A 13,552-nucleotide genomic window follows, 5' to 3' on the forward strand; every position below is an offset into this window, starting at 1 on the left:
GCGTCCCCTGTGGGCGTGGATGGCCGCGACAAGCGCGGCCATGACGCGGACGCGTCTCGGCTGATCATGAGAGCGAGATTCCGGGTTCGCTCGAGCTTGCGCTCTCGCGCCCCGGAATGACTCTTCACCGTTGTTTGACGCAGCATTCCGAAGGAATTGCGCTAGCAAGGTCCGATGCCTGAGATCCCCGTCGAATTCGGTAAACAAGCACGCGGCGACAGCGACGGCCGGCTCGACGCCGCCGCGTTTCACCGCAACCATGCGCCGATCTGGGAGGCGCTGGCGCCCTTGCTCGGCGAACAGTCCGGCGAGGTGCTGGAGGCCGGCAGCGGCACCGGCCAGCATGTCATCGCCTTCGCGCGGCAGAGCCCGAACCTCATTTGGTGGCCGAGCGATTTCAATCCGGCGCATCTCGCCAGCATCGCCGCCTGGCGTACGCAGGCCGGGCTCGCCAATGTCCGTGAGCCGCTGTCGATCGACCTGTCCGATCCCGCCTGGTGCCCGCAGTTGCAGGACGGCAGCGGCCCCGGACCGCTGCTCGCGGTGTTTTCCGCCAATGTGGTGCACATCGCGCCGTGGCGCGTCGCCGAAGGACTGTTCGCCGGCGCGGCGCGCTACCTGCGCCCCGACGGCCGGCTAATCCTATACGGCCCGTTCAAGCGCGACGGCGCTCACACCGCGCCGAGCAACGCCGCGTTCGACCACAGCCTGCGCGCCACCAACCCCGACTGGGGCGTGCGCGATCTCGCCGAGCTCGAAGCGCTCGGAAGCGCCCACGGCTTGATCTTGAGCAACATCATCGAAATGCCGGCGAATAATCTGCTGCTGGTGTGGTCGCGTGGCTGAGCCGGCCCACGCCGGCGTCGGTTGATTGCAGAACGACCGGGCCTATAGTGCGCGGCAATCGATGCGGCCGGAGGGAGAACCGGGCGACAGGGCGAATCAGCGATGGTGGACGCAATCATGATCGACGAAGCCGCCGGCGATGCGCGGGCGCGGTCGAACCTGTTGCGGCTCGGCATCGCCCAGGCGCTGACCGGCGCCAACGCCGCGGTGATCTTCGCCACCGGCGCGATCGTCGGCGCCACGCTGGCGCCCGACGCCACCTTCGCCACACTGCCGGTGTCGGTCTATGTGGTCGGCATGGCGGCCGGCACGCTGCCGACCGGGGCGATCTCGCGGGCGTTCGGCCGCCGTGTCGCCTTCCTGCTCGGCGGCGGCTGCGGCGCGCTGTGCGGAGCGCTGGCCTGCCTCGCCATCCTGCACGGCTCGTTCGCGCTGTTTTGCGTCGCCACCTTCCTCGGCGGGCTCTACGGCGCGGTGGCGCAATCCTATCGCTTCGCCGCCGCCGACGGCGCCAGCGTGGCGTTTCGGTCGCGCGCGATTGGCTGGGTGATGACCGGCGGCATCTTTGCCGGCGTGATCGGTCCGCAGCTGGTGCAATGGACCATGGATATCTGGCCACCCTATCTGTTCGCCTTCAGCTTCGCCACCCAGGCCGTGGTGGCGCTGATCGCGATGGCGGTGTTGGCCGGGGTCGACGCGCCGCGGCCAAAGCCCGCCGAACTCGCCGGCGGCCGGCCGCTGTGGCAGATCGCCCGGCAGCCGCGCTTCGTCATCGCGGTGGTGTGCGGCGTGGTGTCCTACGCGATGATGAACCTGGTGATGACTTCGGCGCCGCTGGCGATGCAGATGTGCGGCTTGTCGATCAGCGATTCCAACACCGGGATTCAGTGGCACATGGTGGCGATGTATGGCGCGAGTCTGCTGGCCGGGCCGATGATCGCCCGGTTCGGCGCCGCGCGCACCGCGGCGCTCGGGCTCGTGCTGGAAGCGCTCGCCGCCTGCATCGACCTGTCCGGCGTCACCGCGCTGCATTTCTGGGCCGGGCTGATCGCGCTCGGCATCGGCTGGAATTTCGGCTTCGTCGGCGCCTCGGCGCTGGTGCTGGAAACCCACCTGCCGGCGGAGCGCAACAAGGTGCAGGCGTTGAACGATTTCCTGGTGTTCGGGGTGATGGCGCTGGGCTCGTTCGCCTCCGGCGGCGTGCTGGCGCTGTACGGCTGGTCGACCATCAACTGGGTGGTGTTTCCGCCGGTGCTGCTGGCGCTGGCGGTGCTGGCGTTCGCGACCTGGGGCCAACGGCGAGCGGTGCCGCGCGGTTCGTGAGGATTTTGCGCGGGTCGTCGGCCTCGCCGCCGGCGGCATTCGTTGCCGCGTGTCCCGGACAAGGCGCGCGCCAGCGCGCCGCAGAGCCGGGACCGTTGCAGGTGCCGCGTTCCGTAACGGCCCCGGCTCGTCCACGCCGCTGACGCGGCGTTGGACGTCCGGGGCACGGGGTTCATCGGCTTTAATGCGGCGCGATCCACAGCCGCAGGATGAACGACACCAGCCCCACCGCGCCGACGCCGGCGGCCCACAGCGCCACGAACCATAACAGCCGCTTGGTCAGCGGCCGTGGTGTCTCGGGCGGCGGCGCGCTCAATGATAGCCGCTTTCGGAATTGACCTTGCCGCGAAACACCCAATAGGCCCAGGCGGTGTAGATCAGGATGATCGGCACCAATATGGCGACCCCGACCAGCATGAAGATCTGGCTGTTCTCCGGCGCCGCGGCCTGCCAGATGGTGATGCTGCGCGGTACGATATAGGGCCACATCGAAATGCCGAGCCCGGCATAGGCCAGCGCGAACAGCGTCAGCGACAGGAAGAACGGCCGGTAGTCCTGCCGCTTCGCCAGCGCGCGCAGCAGCAGCACGGTGACGCCGGCGACCGCGATCGGCACCGGCGCGGTGACTAGCACGTTCGGCCAGGCGAACCAGCGCTGGGCATATTCGAAATTCAGGAACGGGGTGGCGATCGAGACCGCGCCGATCGCGATCAGCATCGCCATCAACAGCCACCAGCTCAGCCGATAGGCCTCGTCGCGCAGTTCGCCCTCAGTCTTCATCACCAGCCAGGTGGCGCCGAGCAGGCTGTAGCCGGTGACCAGCGCCAGCCCGGTCAGGATCGAAAACGGCGTCAGCCAGTCCCACCAGCCGCCCGCATAGGCGCGGCCTTCGACCTGGACGCCCTGCAGGATGGCGCCGAGCGCCACGCCCTGCGCCATCGTCGCCAACAGCGAGCCGCCCGCAAAGGCGATGTCCCAGCGGTTGCGTTCGCGCTGGGTGCGCCAGCGGAATTCGAACGCCACGCCGCGAAACACCAGCCCGAGCAGCATGATGATCATCGGCGTGTAGAGCGCCGGCATCAGCACCGCATAGGCCAACGGAAACGCCGCGAACAGCCCGCCGCCGCCGAGCACCAGCCAGGTCTCGTTGCCGTCCCAGACCGGCGCCACGGAGTTCATCATCACGTCGCGGTCGGCCTTTTTCGGAAACAGCGGAAACAGCATGCCGAGCCCGAGATCGAAGCCGTCCATCACCACATAGACGAACACCGCGAAGGCGATGATGAAGGCCCACACCGTGGCCAGATCGACGTCGACCCCGAGACCCATCAGTTGAACCTCCGGCTGGCGATCGCCGCCGGCGCCGGCGTAATGCCGGCGGCGCGCTCCGGGGTGTCGCCGCGCGGCCCCTGTTCGCCGTGATGCGGCGGTTGTTTCATCAGCCGCAGGATGTAGACGGTGCCGGCGATGAACACCGCGAAATACACCAGGATGAAGGCGATCAGCGACGAGCCGACCGCCGGCGCCGCCAGTGGCGACACCGACTCGGTGGTACGCAGCACCCCGAACACGGTGAACGGCTGCCGCCCGGTCTCGGTGGTGACCCAGCCCGCCAGCACCGCGATGAACCCGGCCGGCCCCATCACCAGCGCATAGCCGTGCAGCAGCGGCGAGCTGAACAGCGTGCCGCGGAAGCGGCTCCACAGGCTGAACAAGCCGAGCCCCAGCATCAGGAAGCCGATCCCGACCATGATCCGGAACGACCAGAACGTCACCGGCACCGGCGGCCAGTCCTGCCGCGGCACGGTGTCGAGCCCGGCCAACGGCGCATCGAGCGCGTGCTTCAGGATCAGCGACGACAGCTTCGGGATCTGCAGCGCGTAGCGCACCACCGCCGCATCCTGGTCCGGCAGCCCGAACAGGATCAGCGGCGCGCCGTCGGGATGGCTCTGGTAATGGCCTTCCATCGCCATCACCTTGGCCGGTTGGTGCTCCAGGGTATTGATGCCGTGCTGGTCGCCGGCAACGATCTGCAGCGGCGCCACGATGGTCGCCATCCACATCGCCATCGAGAACATCACGCGGGGGCCGGACTTGTGGGAATCCCGCATCAGATGAAACGCGCCGACCGCGCCGACCACCAATGCGGTGGTGAGGTAGGCCGCCAGCACCATATGCACGAGGCGATAGGGAAACGACGGATTGAAGATCAGCTTCAACCAGTCGGTGGCGACGAACTGGCCGTCGGCGTTGATGGCGTAGCCGGCCGGGGTCTGCATCCAGGAATTTGCCGACAGAATCCAGAACGCCGAGATCAGCGTGCCGATCGCCACCATCAGCGTGGCGATGAAATGCAGCTTGTGGCCGACCCGCTCCAGCCCGAACAGCATCACACCCAGGAAGCCCGCCTCGAGGAAGAACGCGGTCAACACCTCATAGGCCATCAACGGCCCCAGCACCGGGCCGGTCTTGTCGGAGAAAACCGACCAGTTGGTACCGAACTGGTACGACATCACGATGCCGGAGACCACGCCCATGCCGAAGGCGATGGCGAAGATCTTCAGCCAATAGTTGAACAGGTTGATGTAGACCTCGCGCTTGGTGGCAAGCCACAGCGCTTCCAGCACCGCGAGGTAGCTGGCGAGCCCGATCGAGAACGCCGGGAAGATGATGTGGAAGGACATCGTGAAGGCAAACTGCGCCCTGGCCAGCACCACGGCGTCGAAATTCTCAAACATTCAGCGCACCTGTCATTCCCAACTGGCGTTCTATCACGCCCGATGCGGCGATCCATCGGTCGTGGTGTCGCGCGTGCAATGCACAATTGCCGGGAACTTGGGAGGTTCCATGCGCTGCGCGGGTATCGGCATTCGGTATCTGACGGGCGCACGACGACGGCGAGTCGTGAATTGCGGTCGAAATGGCTACAAGCGACGCCCGGCTGCCAAAATCGAGGGCTCCGGCCTTCGACACCCAGCCCTGGGGGGCCGGGTGGGTCAGCACCGGGAGCGGATCAGGTTAACGGGTCGTTCAACATCGCAGCTCTCCCAACGCAAGCCGACCCGGACGGGGGGCATCCGTCCGGGTCGTTGGAGGTCGATGATTGAAATGGCGATGGTGCTTAAATCTTGCTCGTTAGAAAATGATCTGCCGCGTCAAAAAACACAATCAGCGGGCGGCGGTGACGCCGTCATGGGAGATCACGCAGACCTCGGCGGGACTGGTGGCGGAGCAATCCACCACTTGGCGCACCGTCATGGCGCCGCCGTCGCGCGGCGCGCGTTGCGGGGCGTTCTGGCTGGACAGCGAGGCCAGCGTGCAGATCGCGCCGAGCGGAATGATGAGAAAGCGGAGATTCGGCTTCAACATGGTCGGCTCCTCTGCTTGGCGGTGGTGGCGATCGGTGTAGCAGCGAGGCGTTTCCCGGGGATGTCGCCGATCGTTGCAATTGTTTGGTCGGGGTTAGTTCTCGCGACGATTGCTCGGGCAGCCCGGCACGGCGCGCGCCGCGCCGGGCTCACGCCGCGAGATTTTCGATCCCTTGGCTTTTCAACAATTCGGCCAACTGCTTGCGGGCATAGAACATCCGTGTCTTGACGGTGCTGGGCGGAATGCCGACGATCAGGCCGGCCTGCTCCACCGACTTCTCATGATAGTAAACGAGGGTGATGATCTCGCGATGCGCCGGCGACAGCTTGGCGACGCAGGCGCGCAGGATGGCGTTGGTGCGGCTGCGATCCAGCGCCGCCTCGGGCGTCTCGGCGCCATCGGCGATCTCCAGCACGTCGTCCTGATCGAGCTCTTCGTGCTGGCGCTGGCGCAGCGCGGTCAGCGCCTTGAAGCGGGCGATCGACAACAGCCAGGTGGAGACCAGGGCGCGGCCTTCGAACTGGCCGGCGGTGCGCCAAACGTCGAGAAACACCTGGCTGACCAGGTCCTCGGCCACCGAGGCGTCGCGCACCATCCGCAGAATGAAACGGTAGACCCGCAGATGATGACGGGCATACAGCGTGTGCATTGCGCAGCGATTGCCGGACGCGATCGCCTCGAGCAACATCTCGTCGGTGGTCGCCCGCGCGGCGACGATGCCTTGGCGGCCGGCTTCGTTGAGGGCGATGACGTTCTGCATGACTGGCTCCCGTTGATCACCGCCGCGGCGGCTTCGTTGGGAAAATTACTAGTCAGCACGCGTTTCAGGACGTCTGCGCCAAAAACCCAAAATGGTTTCGTGGCCGATCAGAATTGTTTCGCGCGCCGAGCCGGCACGAAACATTGCGGCCAAGAAATCCAACAATATCAGTCGGATCATCCTGATCGCGCAGCGGTCAGGCGCGCTCGCCTGAGGGCGAAAACAGGTAGCCGCCGCCGCGGATGGTGCGAATCACCGCCGGTTTGGTGGGGTCCGCCTCGATCTTGCGGCGGATCCGCATGATCCGCAGGTCGACGGCGCGGTCGAAGGCTTCGGCATCGCGGGCATTGGCCAATTCCAGCAACCGTTCCCGCGACAGCACCCGCTTGGGATTGGCGGCGAACACTTTCAGCAGGCCGAATTCCGACGCCGTCAACGGGTGCTCGTTACCGTCGTCGTCGCGCAGCGCCTGCGCCTCGAGGTCGAGCCATTTGGTGCCGAACCGCACCAGATGCTCCTTGGCCGGCATGACCGCCGCCGCCACCGGCGCCGGCGCCGGCTTCGCCGGGGCGCTCCGCCGCAGCACCGAGCGGATCCGCGCCATCAATTCGCGCAACTCACACGGCTTGGCGACGTAGTCGTCGGCGCCGAGTTCGAGCCCGACCACGCGATCGATCGGGCTCGCGGTGGCGGTCAGCATGATCACCGGAACGTTGGTGCGGGCCTTCAGATCGCGGATGATCGACAGCCCGTCCTCTTCGGGCATGTTGAGGTCGAGCACCACGAGGTCGGGCACCGCGATTTCGATCGCCGCCCGCAGGCTGGCGCCGCCGTCGCACAGCGTCACGGTGAAGCCGTGCATCTTCAGATAATCGCCGACCATTTCGCGGGCCGGCGCCTCGTCGTCGACGACGATGATGTTGGGGTTCTGGCTCATGCGCTGGCCGCCGCCGCCGGAAGCGTAATGGTGAAGCTCGCACCCTCGCCTGGCCCCGCGCTCTCGGCGCTGACGTTACCGCCGTGCATGTCGATGATCTTCTTGACGATCGACAGCCCGAGCCCGGTCGAACTTTCGCCGGCGGTGGGCTTGGCGGACAGCCGTTGGAAGCGGCCGAACAGCCGGCCGAGATCCTCCGGCGACAGCCCGGCGCCCTGGTCGGTGACCCGAATCACGGTGTTGTCGCCGCTGCGATCGACGATCAGCGCGATCTTGCCGCCGACCGGGCTGTATTTAATGGCGTTGCTGACCAGGTTGTCGATCGCCTCCCTGATGCGGTCGGAATCGCACACCGTGACCTGGTCCTGCGGCGCTGAGACCGTGATCTCCTGTTGCTTGTTCAGCGCCAACGGCCGATTGGCCTCGGCGACCTCGGTGACCAGCGCCGAGATGTCGACCGGTTCGCGCCGGATGGTGATGTCGAAGGCATCGGCCATCGCGTCGGAAATCAGGTGATCGACCATCGCGGTCAGCCGGCGGGTGGCGTCGCGGATATGGTCGACCTGCGCGCAGACACTCTCCTTCGCGGCGTCGGCGCCGATCAGTTCGGTCAGCATTTCGGTGCGGCCGAGGATCACGCCGAGCGGGTTCTTCAGGTCGTGCGCCACGGTGCCGAGGATTTCGTTCTTGAAGCCGTTGGCGCGCTGCAGCCGCATCCATTGCGACGACAGCCGGCGGTTGGCCTGCGACAGCGCCCGGGTCCGCTGCGCCACGCGGTCCTCGAGCTGGGCGTTGGCCTGGTTGAGCTGCTGGTAGAGGATGACGTTGTCGAACGCGATCGACAGCCGGCTGCCGAAGATCTCCACCAGCGAGCGGTCGGTGTCGGACAATTCGCGCTCGGCCTGCAACAGCACCACCACCTCGCGGCCTGAGCCGGTGCGGACGTAGAGCACGGTGCGCTGGTCGTCGAATTCGTGCTTGCGGCGCCGGAACGCGGCCTCGACCATCTGCCGGACGTCGTTATCCAACGCGCCGGGGCCGCAGCTGCCGATGAAGCGGCGGTAGCAGCCGGACCCGGCCAGCACCGCGAAATCGTCGCAGACCTGACCGCCGTCGCGCAGTACCAGGATGCCGGCGCAATCGACGTTGAGCAATGAGGCGATCTGGGTCAGCACGCCTTCGGCCAGCCGCTGCATGGATTTGAAATCGTACAGCGTCGAGGCGGCGTCGATGATGATCTCCAGCCCCCGCCTGGTCTGCACCATGCGCTCGAGCTGCTGGTAGCTGCGCAGCGCCGCGGTCAGCGAGGTGAACAGCTTGTCGGCGGTCAGTTCGGTCTTGGCCTTGTAGTCGTTGATGTCGTAATCGACGATCACCCGGCGCTCCGGCGCCTGGCCGGGCTGACCGGTGCGCAGGATGATGCGCACGGTCTCGTTCTTGATGTCGTTGCGGATGTATTCGACGAGATCGAGCCCGGCGGCGTCGGTTTCCATGATGACGTCGAGCAGCACCGCGGCGATGTCGGGGTGCTCGCGCATCAGCACCCGGCCCTCCGCCGCCGAATAGGCCGACAGGATCTCCAGGGTCTGGCCGTTCAGGCAATAGTCGCTGAGCGCGAAGCGGGTGCCGTCATGCACCGCGTGATCGTCGTCGATCACCGCGACTTTCCATTTCTTGGCGCTCGATGGCTCCGGCGCGAAGCCGGAATCGTCGATCAGTTGGAGGACATCGTCCTGCTCGGCCATGGCGGGGTCCCGTCGCTGTCAGTCTCGGCGTGAACGGCGCCGCCGGTCGCGGCGCGCGGCATGATAATGCGAAAAATGGTGCCTTGTCCCGGCCTGGATTCCAGCATCATGCGGCCGCCGAGCTGCTGGGTGACGAGATTGTAGACGATGTGCAGCCCGAGCCCGGTGCCGCCTTCGTTGCGCCGCGTGGTGAAGAACGGATCGAACGCCTGGCGCTGCACCTCCGGCGTCATCCCGATCCCGGTGTCGGCAAAGATGATCTCGATGTCGTCGACGCCGCGCGGTCGCGCCGAAATCGAAATGCCGCCGGCGCAGCCGGCGGGGAAGGCGTGGTTGACGGCATTGAGGAACAGGTTGGTGAGGATCTGGCCGTAGGAGCCCGGGTAGCCGTCGATCAGCAGCCCCTCCGGGACGTCCAGCGACAGCGTGATCGGCGCCCGCTTCAAGACCGGCCGCAGGCTGGCGACGATCTGGTTGGTGGCTTCGTTGAGGTTGAACTGCCGCCGCTCGGCGTGCGAGCGGTCGACCGCCACCTGCTTGAAAGACTGGATCAGTTCGGCGGCGCGCTGCAGATTGGCCATCAGCTGCTGGGCGGCGTCTTTCGAGGTGCGGACGAATTCGTCGAGCTGCGAGCGGCGCAGCGGCGTGGCGGAGTGCAGCTCGGCCTCGAACTGCCCGGCCTTGCGGACGAAGGACGACGCCACCGTGAGGCTGATGCCGATCGGATTGTTGACCTCATGGGCGACGCCGGCGACCAGCCCGCCGAGCGCCGCCAGCCGTTCGGCGTCGATCAGGTTGCGCTGCGCGGCGTTGAGCTCGAGCAGCGCGCCTTCGGCCTTTTCCTTGGAGGCGCGCAGCTCGTCCTCGGCCTTGCGCTTGTCGATGGCGTTTTCGCGGAACACTTCCACCGCCCGCGCCATCGCGCCGACCTCGTCGCGGGCCGAGGTGCCGGCGACGCGGCGATCGTAGTCGCCGGAAGCGATCGCCTGCATCGCCCTCATCAGCTGCTGCAGCGGCCGCCGGATGCTGAGCGCGATCACCACACCGGCGACGATGATGATGCCGAGAAAGATCACCGCGATCCACAGCACCTCGCGGGAAATGTCGCGCAAGGTGCGGTCGAAGGTCTCCTGCGCCTTCTGCTCGCGCTGCCGCATCTTCACCGACAGCCCGTCGATCGCCCCGATGGTCGCGGCCTGGCTGGCGTCGATCGAATTGCGCAACAGGTCGGTGCGGCTGACCAATTGCGCCGAGAGCTGGCCGAGCCCGTCGCGCAGCGCCTCGGTGCGGATCTTCAAGCGCTCCAGCGCCATCCGCTGCAGGTCGTTGTCGGCGAATTCGATCATCACCGGAATGGTGCGTTCGATGGTCTCGGTGTTGGCGCGGGCCTGTTCGGCGGACGCGGTGGACAGCGACAGATAATAGGAATTGGCGGCGACCAGCAGCGAGGTGAAGGCCTCGCGCGATCGTCCGAGCGGCGGCCAGATCGCCGCCTCGCGGCGCCCGGTGGCGCCCTCGATGATCGAATACAGCCCGGCCATGTCCTTGGCCGGCGCCATCACCTGCTCCTGATAGGTCTTGGTGATGGTGGTCTGCAGCGCCCGCAGGTCGCCGAAACCGTTGAGGAAGCGCTCGGTGACCCGCTCCAGTTCGTCGACCGAGCCGGACAGCATCGGATCGGTCGAGGCCCGGCTGGTCAGCGTGCCGAGCACCGCCTCCCGCAGCAACAGAATTTCGGCGAACAGTTCCGGGCTCGGCTGGTTGATGTAGCGATGGATCAGGTTCTGCAGCCGGCCGGTCTCGCTTTCCAACAGCGCCAGGATCTTGTCGGATTCCCGCACCTGGCGGACGTCGTCCCAGGCCGAACCGAGCCCCTGGAAGCCGCTCCAGATCAGCCCGGCCAGCACCAGCGCCACCGCCGAATTCAGCGCCGCGATCGACAGAATCCGCCAACGGATCGGCACCGCCCGCACCAGCCTGACGACGCCGCTTAGCGGCTTCGGCTGTGGGGCGGAGGCTTGCTCCGTTTGCTGCGTCACCGGATCCAATTCATGTCACCTTGCGTCGCGGTCCGCGATCCCACGCCGCGGCCCAACGCGATCGCGGCTGGACGCAGGGTACGCTGGACACGGGCGAGCACAGTTTCATATGGTTTACGTCGATCGAGCGGATAATAAGGTTTGCCAATCTAGCAGACTGCCGGAAATGGCCAATGGGAGGCGGCGCTGAGCATCCGATCCAAGGTCTTGCGGGCGGCCCTGGCGCTGGGGCTGCTCGGCTTGGCCGGCAGCTCGCCGGCCCATGCGGTGATCGAAGTGGCGTGGTGGCACGCCATGTCGGGCCAGCTGAAGCTGCGGCTGGAGCAGCTCGCCGCCGACTTCAACGCCAGCCAGACCGAATTCCGCATCGCGCCGAGCTACAAGGGCAACTACACCGAGACCGTGACCGCCGCGATCTTCGCGTTCCGCTCGCACAGCCAGCCGGCGATCGTGCAGGTCAACGAGATCGGCACCGCCACCATGATGGCGGCGAAGGGCGCGGTCTATCCGGTGTTCGAGCTGATGCGGGACGAGCAGGAGGCGTTCTCGCCCGCGGCCTATCTGCCGGCGGTCACCGGCTATTACACCGACATCGACGGCAACATGCTGTCGTTCCCGTTCAACGCCTCGACGCCGATCCTGTACTATAACAAGTCGCTGTTTCGGAAGGCCGGGCTCGACCCCGAGCAGCCGCCGAAGACCTGGCCGGAGGTCGGCGCCGCGGCGAAGCGGCTATTGGCGGCGGGCGCCGCCTGCGGCTTCACCACCTCGTGGCCGTCCTGGATCAATATCGAGAATTTCTCCGCCTACCACAACCTGCCGCTGGCGACGCAGTCGAACGGGCTCGGCGGCTTGGATGCGGTGTTGACCTTCGACAATCCGACGGTGGCGCGCCACATCGCTCAATTGGCGGAATGGCAAACCAGCAAGGCGTTCGACTACAGCGGCCGCGCCACCACGGCCGAGCCGCGGTTCCAGAGGGGCGACTGCGCGATCTTCCTCGGCTCCTCGGCGACCCGCGCCGACATCCTGGCTAATGCCAAATTCGAGGTCGGCTTCGGCATGTTGCCGTATTGGCCGGACGTCGCCGGCGCGCCGCAGAACACCATGATCGGCGGCGCCACGCTGTGGGTGCTGCGCGGCCGGCCCAGCGAGGAATATCGCGGGGTGGCGAAGTTCTTCGGCTATCTGTCGCAGCCCGAGATCCAGGCGGCTTGGCATCAAAACACCGGCTACCTGCCGATCACCCGCGCCGCCTACGAGCTGACCCGGGCGCAAGGCTTCTATGACCGCAATCCCGGCACCGCGATCTCGATCGAACAGATCACGCTGAAGATGCCGACGGAGAATTCGCGAGGTTTGCGGCTCGGCTCCTTCGTGCTGATCCGCGATGTCATCGAGGATGAACTGGAGCAGGCGTTCAGCGGCAAGAAATCCGCCAAGGCGGCGCTCGGGTCCGCGGTCGAGCGCGGCAACCGGCTGTTACGGCAATTCGAACGCGCCAATCCTTGACCGACATGGCGGGCCCAGCCGGGTTGCGTCACACCGCGGCGCGATTCGTTCCGAACGCACAGGCGTCGCGGCACAACACCGGCGACACCATCGCGATCAGCCGTTCGGCGGCGTCGTCGACGCTCAACCCCGCGGTGTCGAGCACGGCGGCGGCGCGCGCATAGAGCGGCTCGCGGCTTTTCAGGATGGTGCGCAATTCGTCCATCGCGGCGTGGTCGTCCGCCATCGGCCGCAGATCGCCTTGGCGGCGCACCCGCGCCATGTGTTCTTCCGGCTCCGCCTTCAGCCAGACCGCATAGAACGATGACAGCACCAGATCGAAGCTCAACGGCTCGGAGACGATGCCGCCGCCGGTTGCCAGCACCGTCAACTCCTTGCGCGCGAGAAGCTCGGTCAGCGCGGCGTGCTCCATCCGGCGATAGCCCTCCTGGCCGTACAACGCGATGATCTCCGGCACCGACAGGCCGTTCTGCCGTTCGATTTCCTTGTTGAGTTCGACGAAGCGCCAGCCGATGTGATCGGCCAATCGCCGCCCCAGCGTCGACTTGCCGGCGCCGCGCAAGCCGATCAGCGCGATGCCGCAGAACTCCGGCAACCGCCGCGCCCCGGCACCGAGCCGGCCCTGCCCCGACAGCACATCCCGCGCATGGGCGAGCTGCACCGGCGTCGCCCGTCGCAACAATTCGCGCAGCAACGGCCAGTCCGGCGCCGGATCAGCCGCGGGGATCAGATCCTCGGGATGACTGCCCATCGCCTGCGCCACCCGGCGCAACAGCACGATCGAGACGTTGCCCTTGCCGCTTTCCAATTGCGCGATGTAGCGCTCGGAGACCCCGGAGACTTTCGCCAACACCTTGCGCGACATGCCGCGCAGCGCCCGCGTGGTGCGGACGCGGTGGCCGAGCTGTTCGAGAAAACTCGTTTCCGACTCCGGGTGCTGATCCATGTCCGCAGGTTCCGATGCTGGCCGACAGCGGCAAGCAACATAATGCCGGCCTCTGGGGACAGCAAGCCAGCCTAA

The 13,552-nt window shown here is 66.7% G+C and carries 12 protein-coding genes; 3 read left to right on the top strand and 9 right to left on the bottom strand.

Annotated features, from left to right (window positions below; genetic code table 11):
* Window positions 1-174: 174 nt before the first annotated feature.
* Both RPC_RS00465 and RPC_RS00470 read left to right on the top strand, forming a co-directional pair.
* Entirely contained in the window at window positions 175-846 is a 672-nt protein-coding gene (locus RPC_RS00465) for a DUF938 domain-containing protein (protein WP_011470575.1), read from the top strand.
* 102 nt (window positions 847-948) lie between these two features.
* Complete coding sequence (locus RPC_RS00470) at window positions 949-2,169, top strand: MFS transporter (RefSeq protein ID WP_011470576.1); 1,221 nt, start codon at window positions 949-951, stop codon at window positions 2,167-2,169.
* Between the two features lie 181 nt (window positions 2,170-2,350).
* Here RPC_RS00470 and RPC_RS25770 read toward each other — a convergent pair whose 3' ends face one another.
* The 8 genes from RPC_RS25770 to RPC_RS00505 form a co-directional block, all read right to left on the bottom strand.
* The gene (locus RPC_RS25770) at window positions 2,351-2,485 is read right to left on the bottom strand and encodes a DUF2474 family protein (RefSeq protein ID WP_011470577.1); all 135 of its coding nucleotides are present in this window, start codon (window positions 2,483-2,485) and stop codon (window positions 2,351-2,353) included.
* Window positions 2,482-3,498, bottom strand: coding sequence for a cytochrome d ubiquinol oxidase subunit II (gene cydB, locus RPC_RS00475; protein ID WP_011470578.1), 1,017 nt, complete (start codon window positions 3,496-3,498; stop codon window positions 2,482-2,484). Before cydB ends, RPC_RS25770 begins: the two co-directional genes overlap by 4 nt.
* Window positions 3,498-4,907, bottom strand: coding sequence for a cytochrome ubiquinol oxidase subunit I (locus tag RPC_RS00480; RefSeq protein ID WP_011470579.1), 1,410 nt, complete (start codon window positions 4,905-4,907; stop codon window positions 3,498-3,500). Before RPC_RS00480 ends, cydB begins: the two co-directional genes overlap by 1 nt.
* A 430-nt stretch (window positions 4,908-5,337) precedes the next feature.
* Window positions 5,338-5,538 (bottom strand): hypothetical protein, encoded by a 201-nt coding sequence (locus RPC_RS00485; protein ID WP_041801221.1) that lies wholly within the window; start codon window positions 5,536-5,538, stop codon window positions 5,338-5,340.
* Window positions 5,539-5,686: 148 nt separating this feature from the next.
* Window positions 5,687-6,298: a sigma-70 family RNA polymerase sigma factor gene (locus RPC_RS00490; protein ID WP_011470580.1), complete on the bottom strand. Its 612-nt coding sequence runs from the start codon at window positions 6,296-6,298 to the stop codon at window positions 5,687-5,689.
* Between the two features lie 196 nt (window positions 6,299-6,494).
* Window positions 6,495-7,235: a response regulator gene (locus RPC_RS00495; protein WP_011470581.1), complete on the bottom strand. Its 741-nt coding sequence runs from the start codon at window positions 7,233-7,235 to the stop codon at window positions 6,495-6,497.
* Window positions 7,232-8,980: an ATP-binding response regulator gene (locus tag RPC_RS00500; protein WP_011470582.1), complete on the bottom strand. Its 1,749-nt coding sequence runs from the start codon at window positions 8,978-8,980 to the stop codon at window positions 7,232-7,234. The genes RPC_RS00495 and RPC_RS00500 overlap by 4 nt, the downstream gene beginning before the upstream one ends.
* Entirely contained in the window at window positions 8,950-10,944 is a 1,995-nt protein-coding gene (locus RPC_RS00505; RefSeq protein WP_415914833.1) for a sensor histidine kinase, read from the bottom strand. The genes RPC_RS00500 and RPC_RS00505 overlap by 31 nt, the downstream gene beginning before the upstream one ends.
* Window positions 10,945-11,226: 282 nt before the next feature.
* Between RPC_RS00505 and ugpB the strand changes: the two genes are divergently transcribed.
* Window positions 11,227-12,531 (top strand): sn-glycerol-3-phosphate ABC transporter substrate-binding protein UgpB, encoded by a 1,305-nt coding sequence (gene ugpB / locus RPC_RS00510; RefSeq protein ID WP_011470584.1) that lies wholly within the window; start codon window positions 11,227-11,229, stop codon window positions 12,529-12,531.
* Window positions 12,532-12,559: 28 nt separating this feature from the next.
* On the opposite strand, the gene RPC_RS00515 is transcribed toward ugpB, so the two are convergent.
* A complete protein-coding gene (locus RPC_RS00515) occupies window positions 12,560-13,477 on the bottom strand; it encodes a helix-turn-helix transcriptional regulator (RefSeq protein ID WP_011470585.1) in 918 nt (305 codons plus the stop codon).
* Window positions 13,478-13,552: the final 75 nt, after the last annotated feature.

Source organism: Rhodopseudomonas palustris BisB18 (assembly GCF_000013745.1).
GTDB classification, from domain to species: Bacteria; Pseudomonadota; Alphaproteobacteria; order Rhizobiales; family Xanthobacteraceae; genus Rhodopseudomonas_A; species Rhodopseudomonas_A palustris_F.

What these genes read in the sequence shown, in the direction of transcription:
- RPC_RS00515 (WP_011470585.1), bottom strand. Translation starts at nt 13,477, where the DNA reads ATGGATCAGCACCCGGAGTCGGAAACGAGTTTTCTCGAACAGCTCGGC.
- RPC_RS00500 (WP_011470582.1), bottom strand. Translation starts at nt 8,980, where the DNA reads ATGGCCGAGCAGGACGATGTCCTCCAACTGATCGACGATTCCGGCTTC.
- RPC_RS00490 (WP_011470580.1), bottom strand. Translation starts at nt 6,298, where the DNA reads ATGCAGAACGTCATCGCCCTCAACGAAGCCGGCCGCCAAGGCATCGTC.
- RPC_RS00495 (WP_011470581.1), bottom strand. Translation starts at nt 7,235, where the DNA reads ATGAGCCAGAACCCCAACATCATCGTCGTCGACGACGAGGCGCCGGCC.
- cydB (WP_011470578.1), bottom strand. Translation starts at nt 3,498, where the DNA reads ATGGGTCTCGGGGTCGACGTCGATCTGGCCACGGTGTGGGCCTTCATC.
- RPC_RS00485 (WP_041801221.1), bottom strand. Translation starts at nt 5,538, where the DNA reads ATGTTGAAGCCGAATCTCCGCTTTCTCATCATTCCGCTCGGCGCGATC.
- RPC_RS00470 (WP_011470576.1), top strand. Translation starts at nt 949, where the DNA reads ATGGTGGACGCAATCATGATCGACGAAGCCGCCGGCGATGCGCGGGCG.
- RPC_RS00465 (WP_011470575.1), top strand. Translation starts at nt 175, where the DNA reads ATGCCTGAGATCCCCGTCGAATTCGGTAAACAAGCACGCGGCGACAGC.
- RPC_RS00480 (WP_011470579.1), bottom strand. Translation starts at nt 4,907, where the DNA reads ATGTTTGAGAATTTCGACGCCGTGGTGCTGGCCAGGGCGCAGTTTGCC.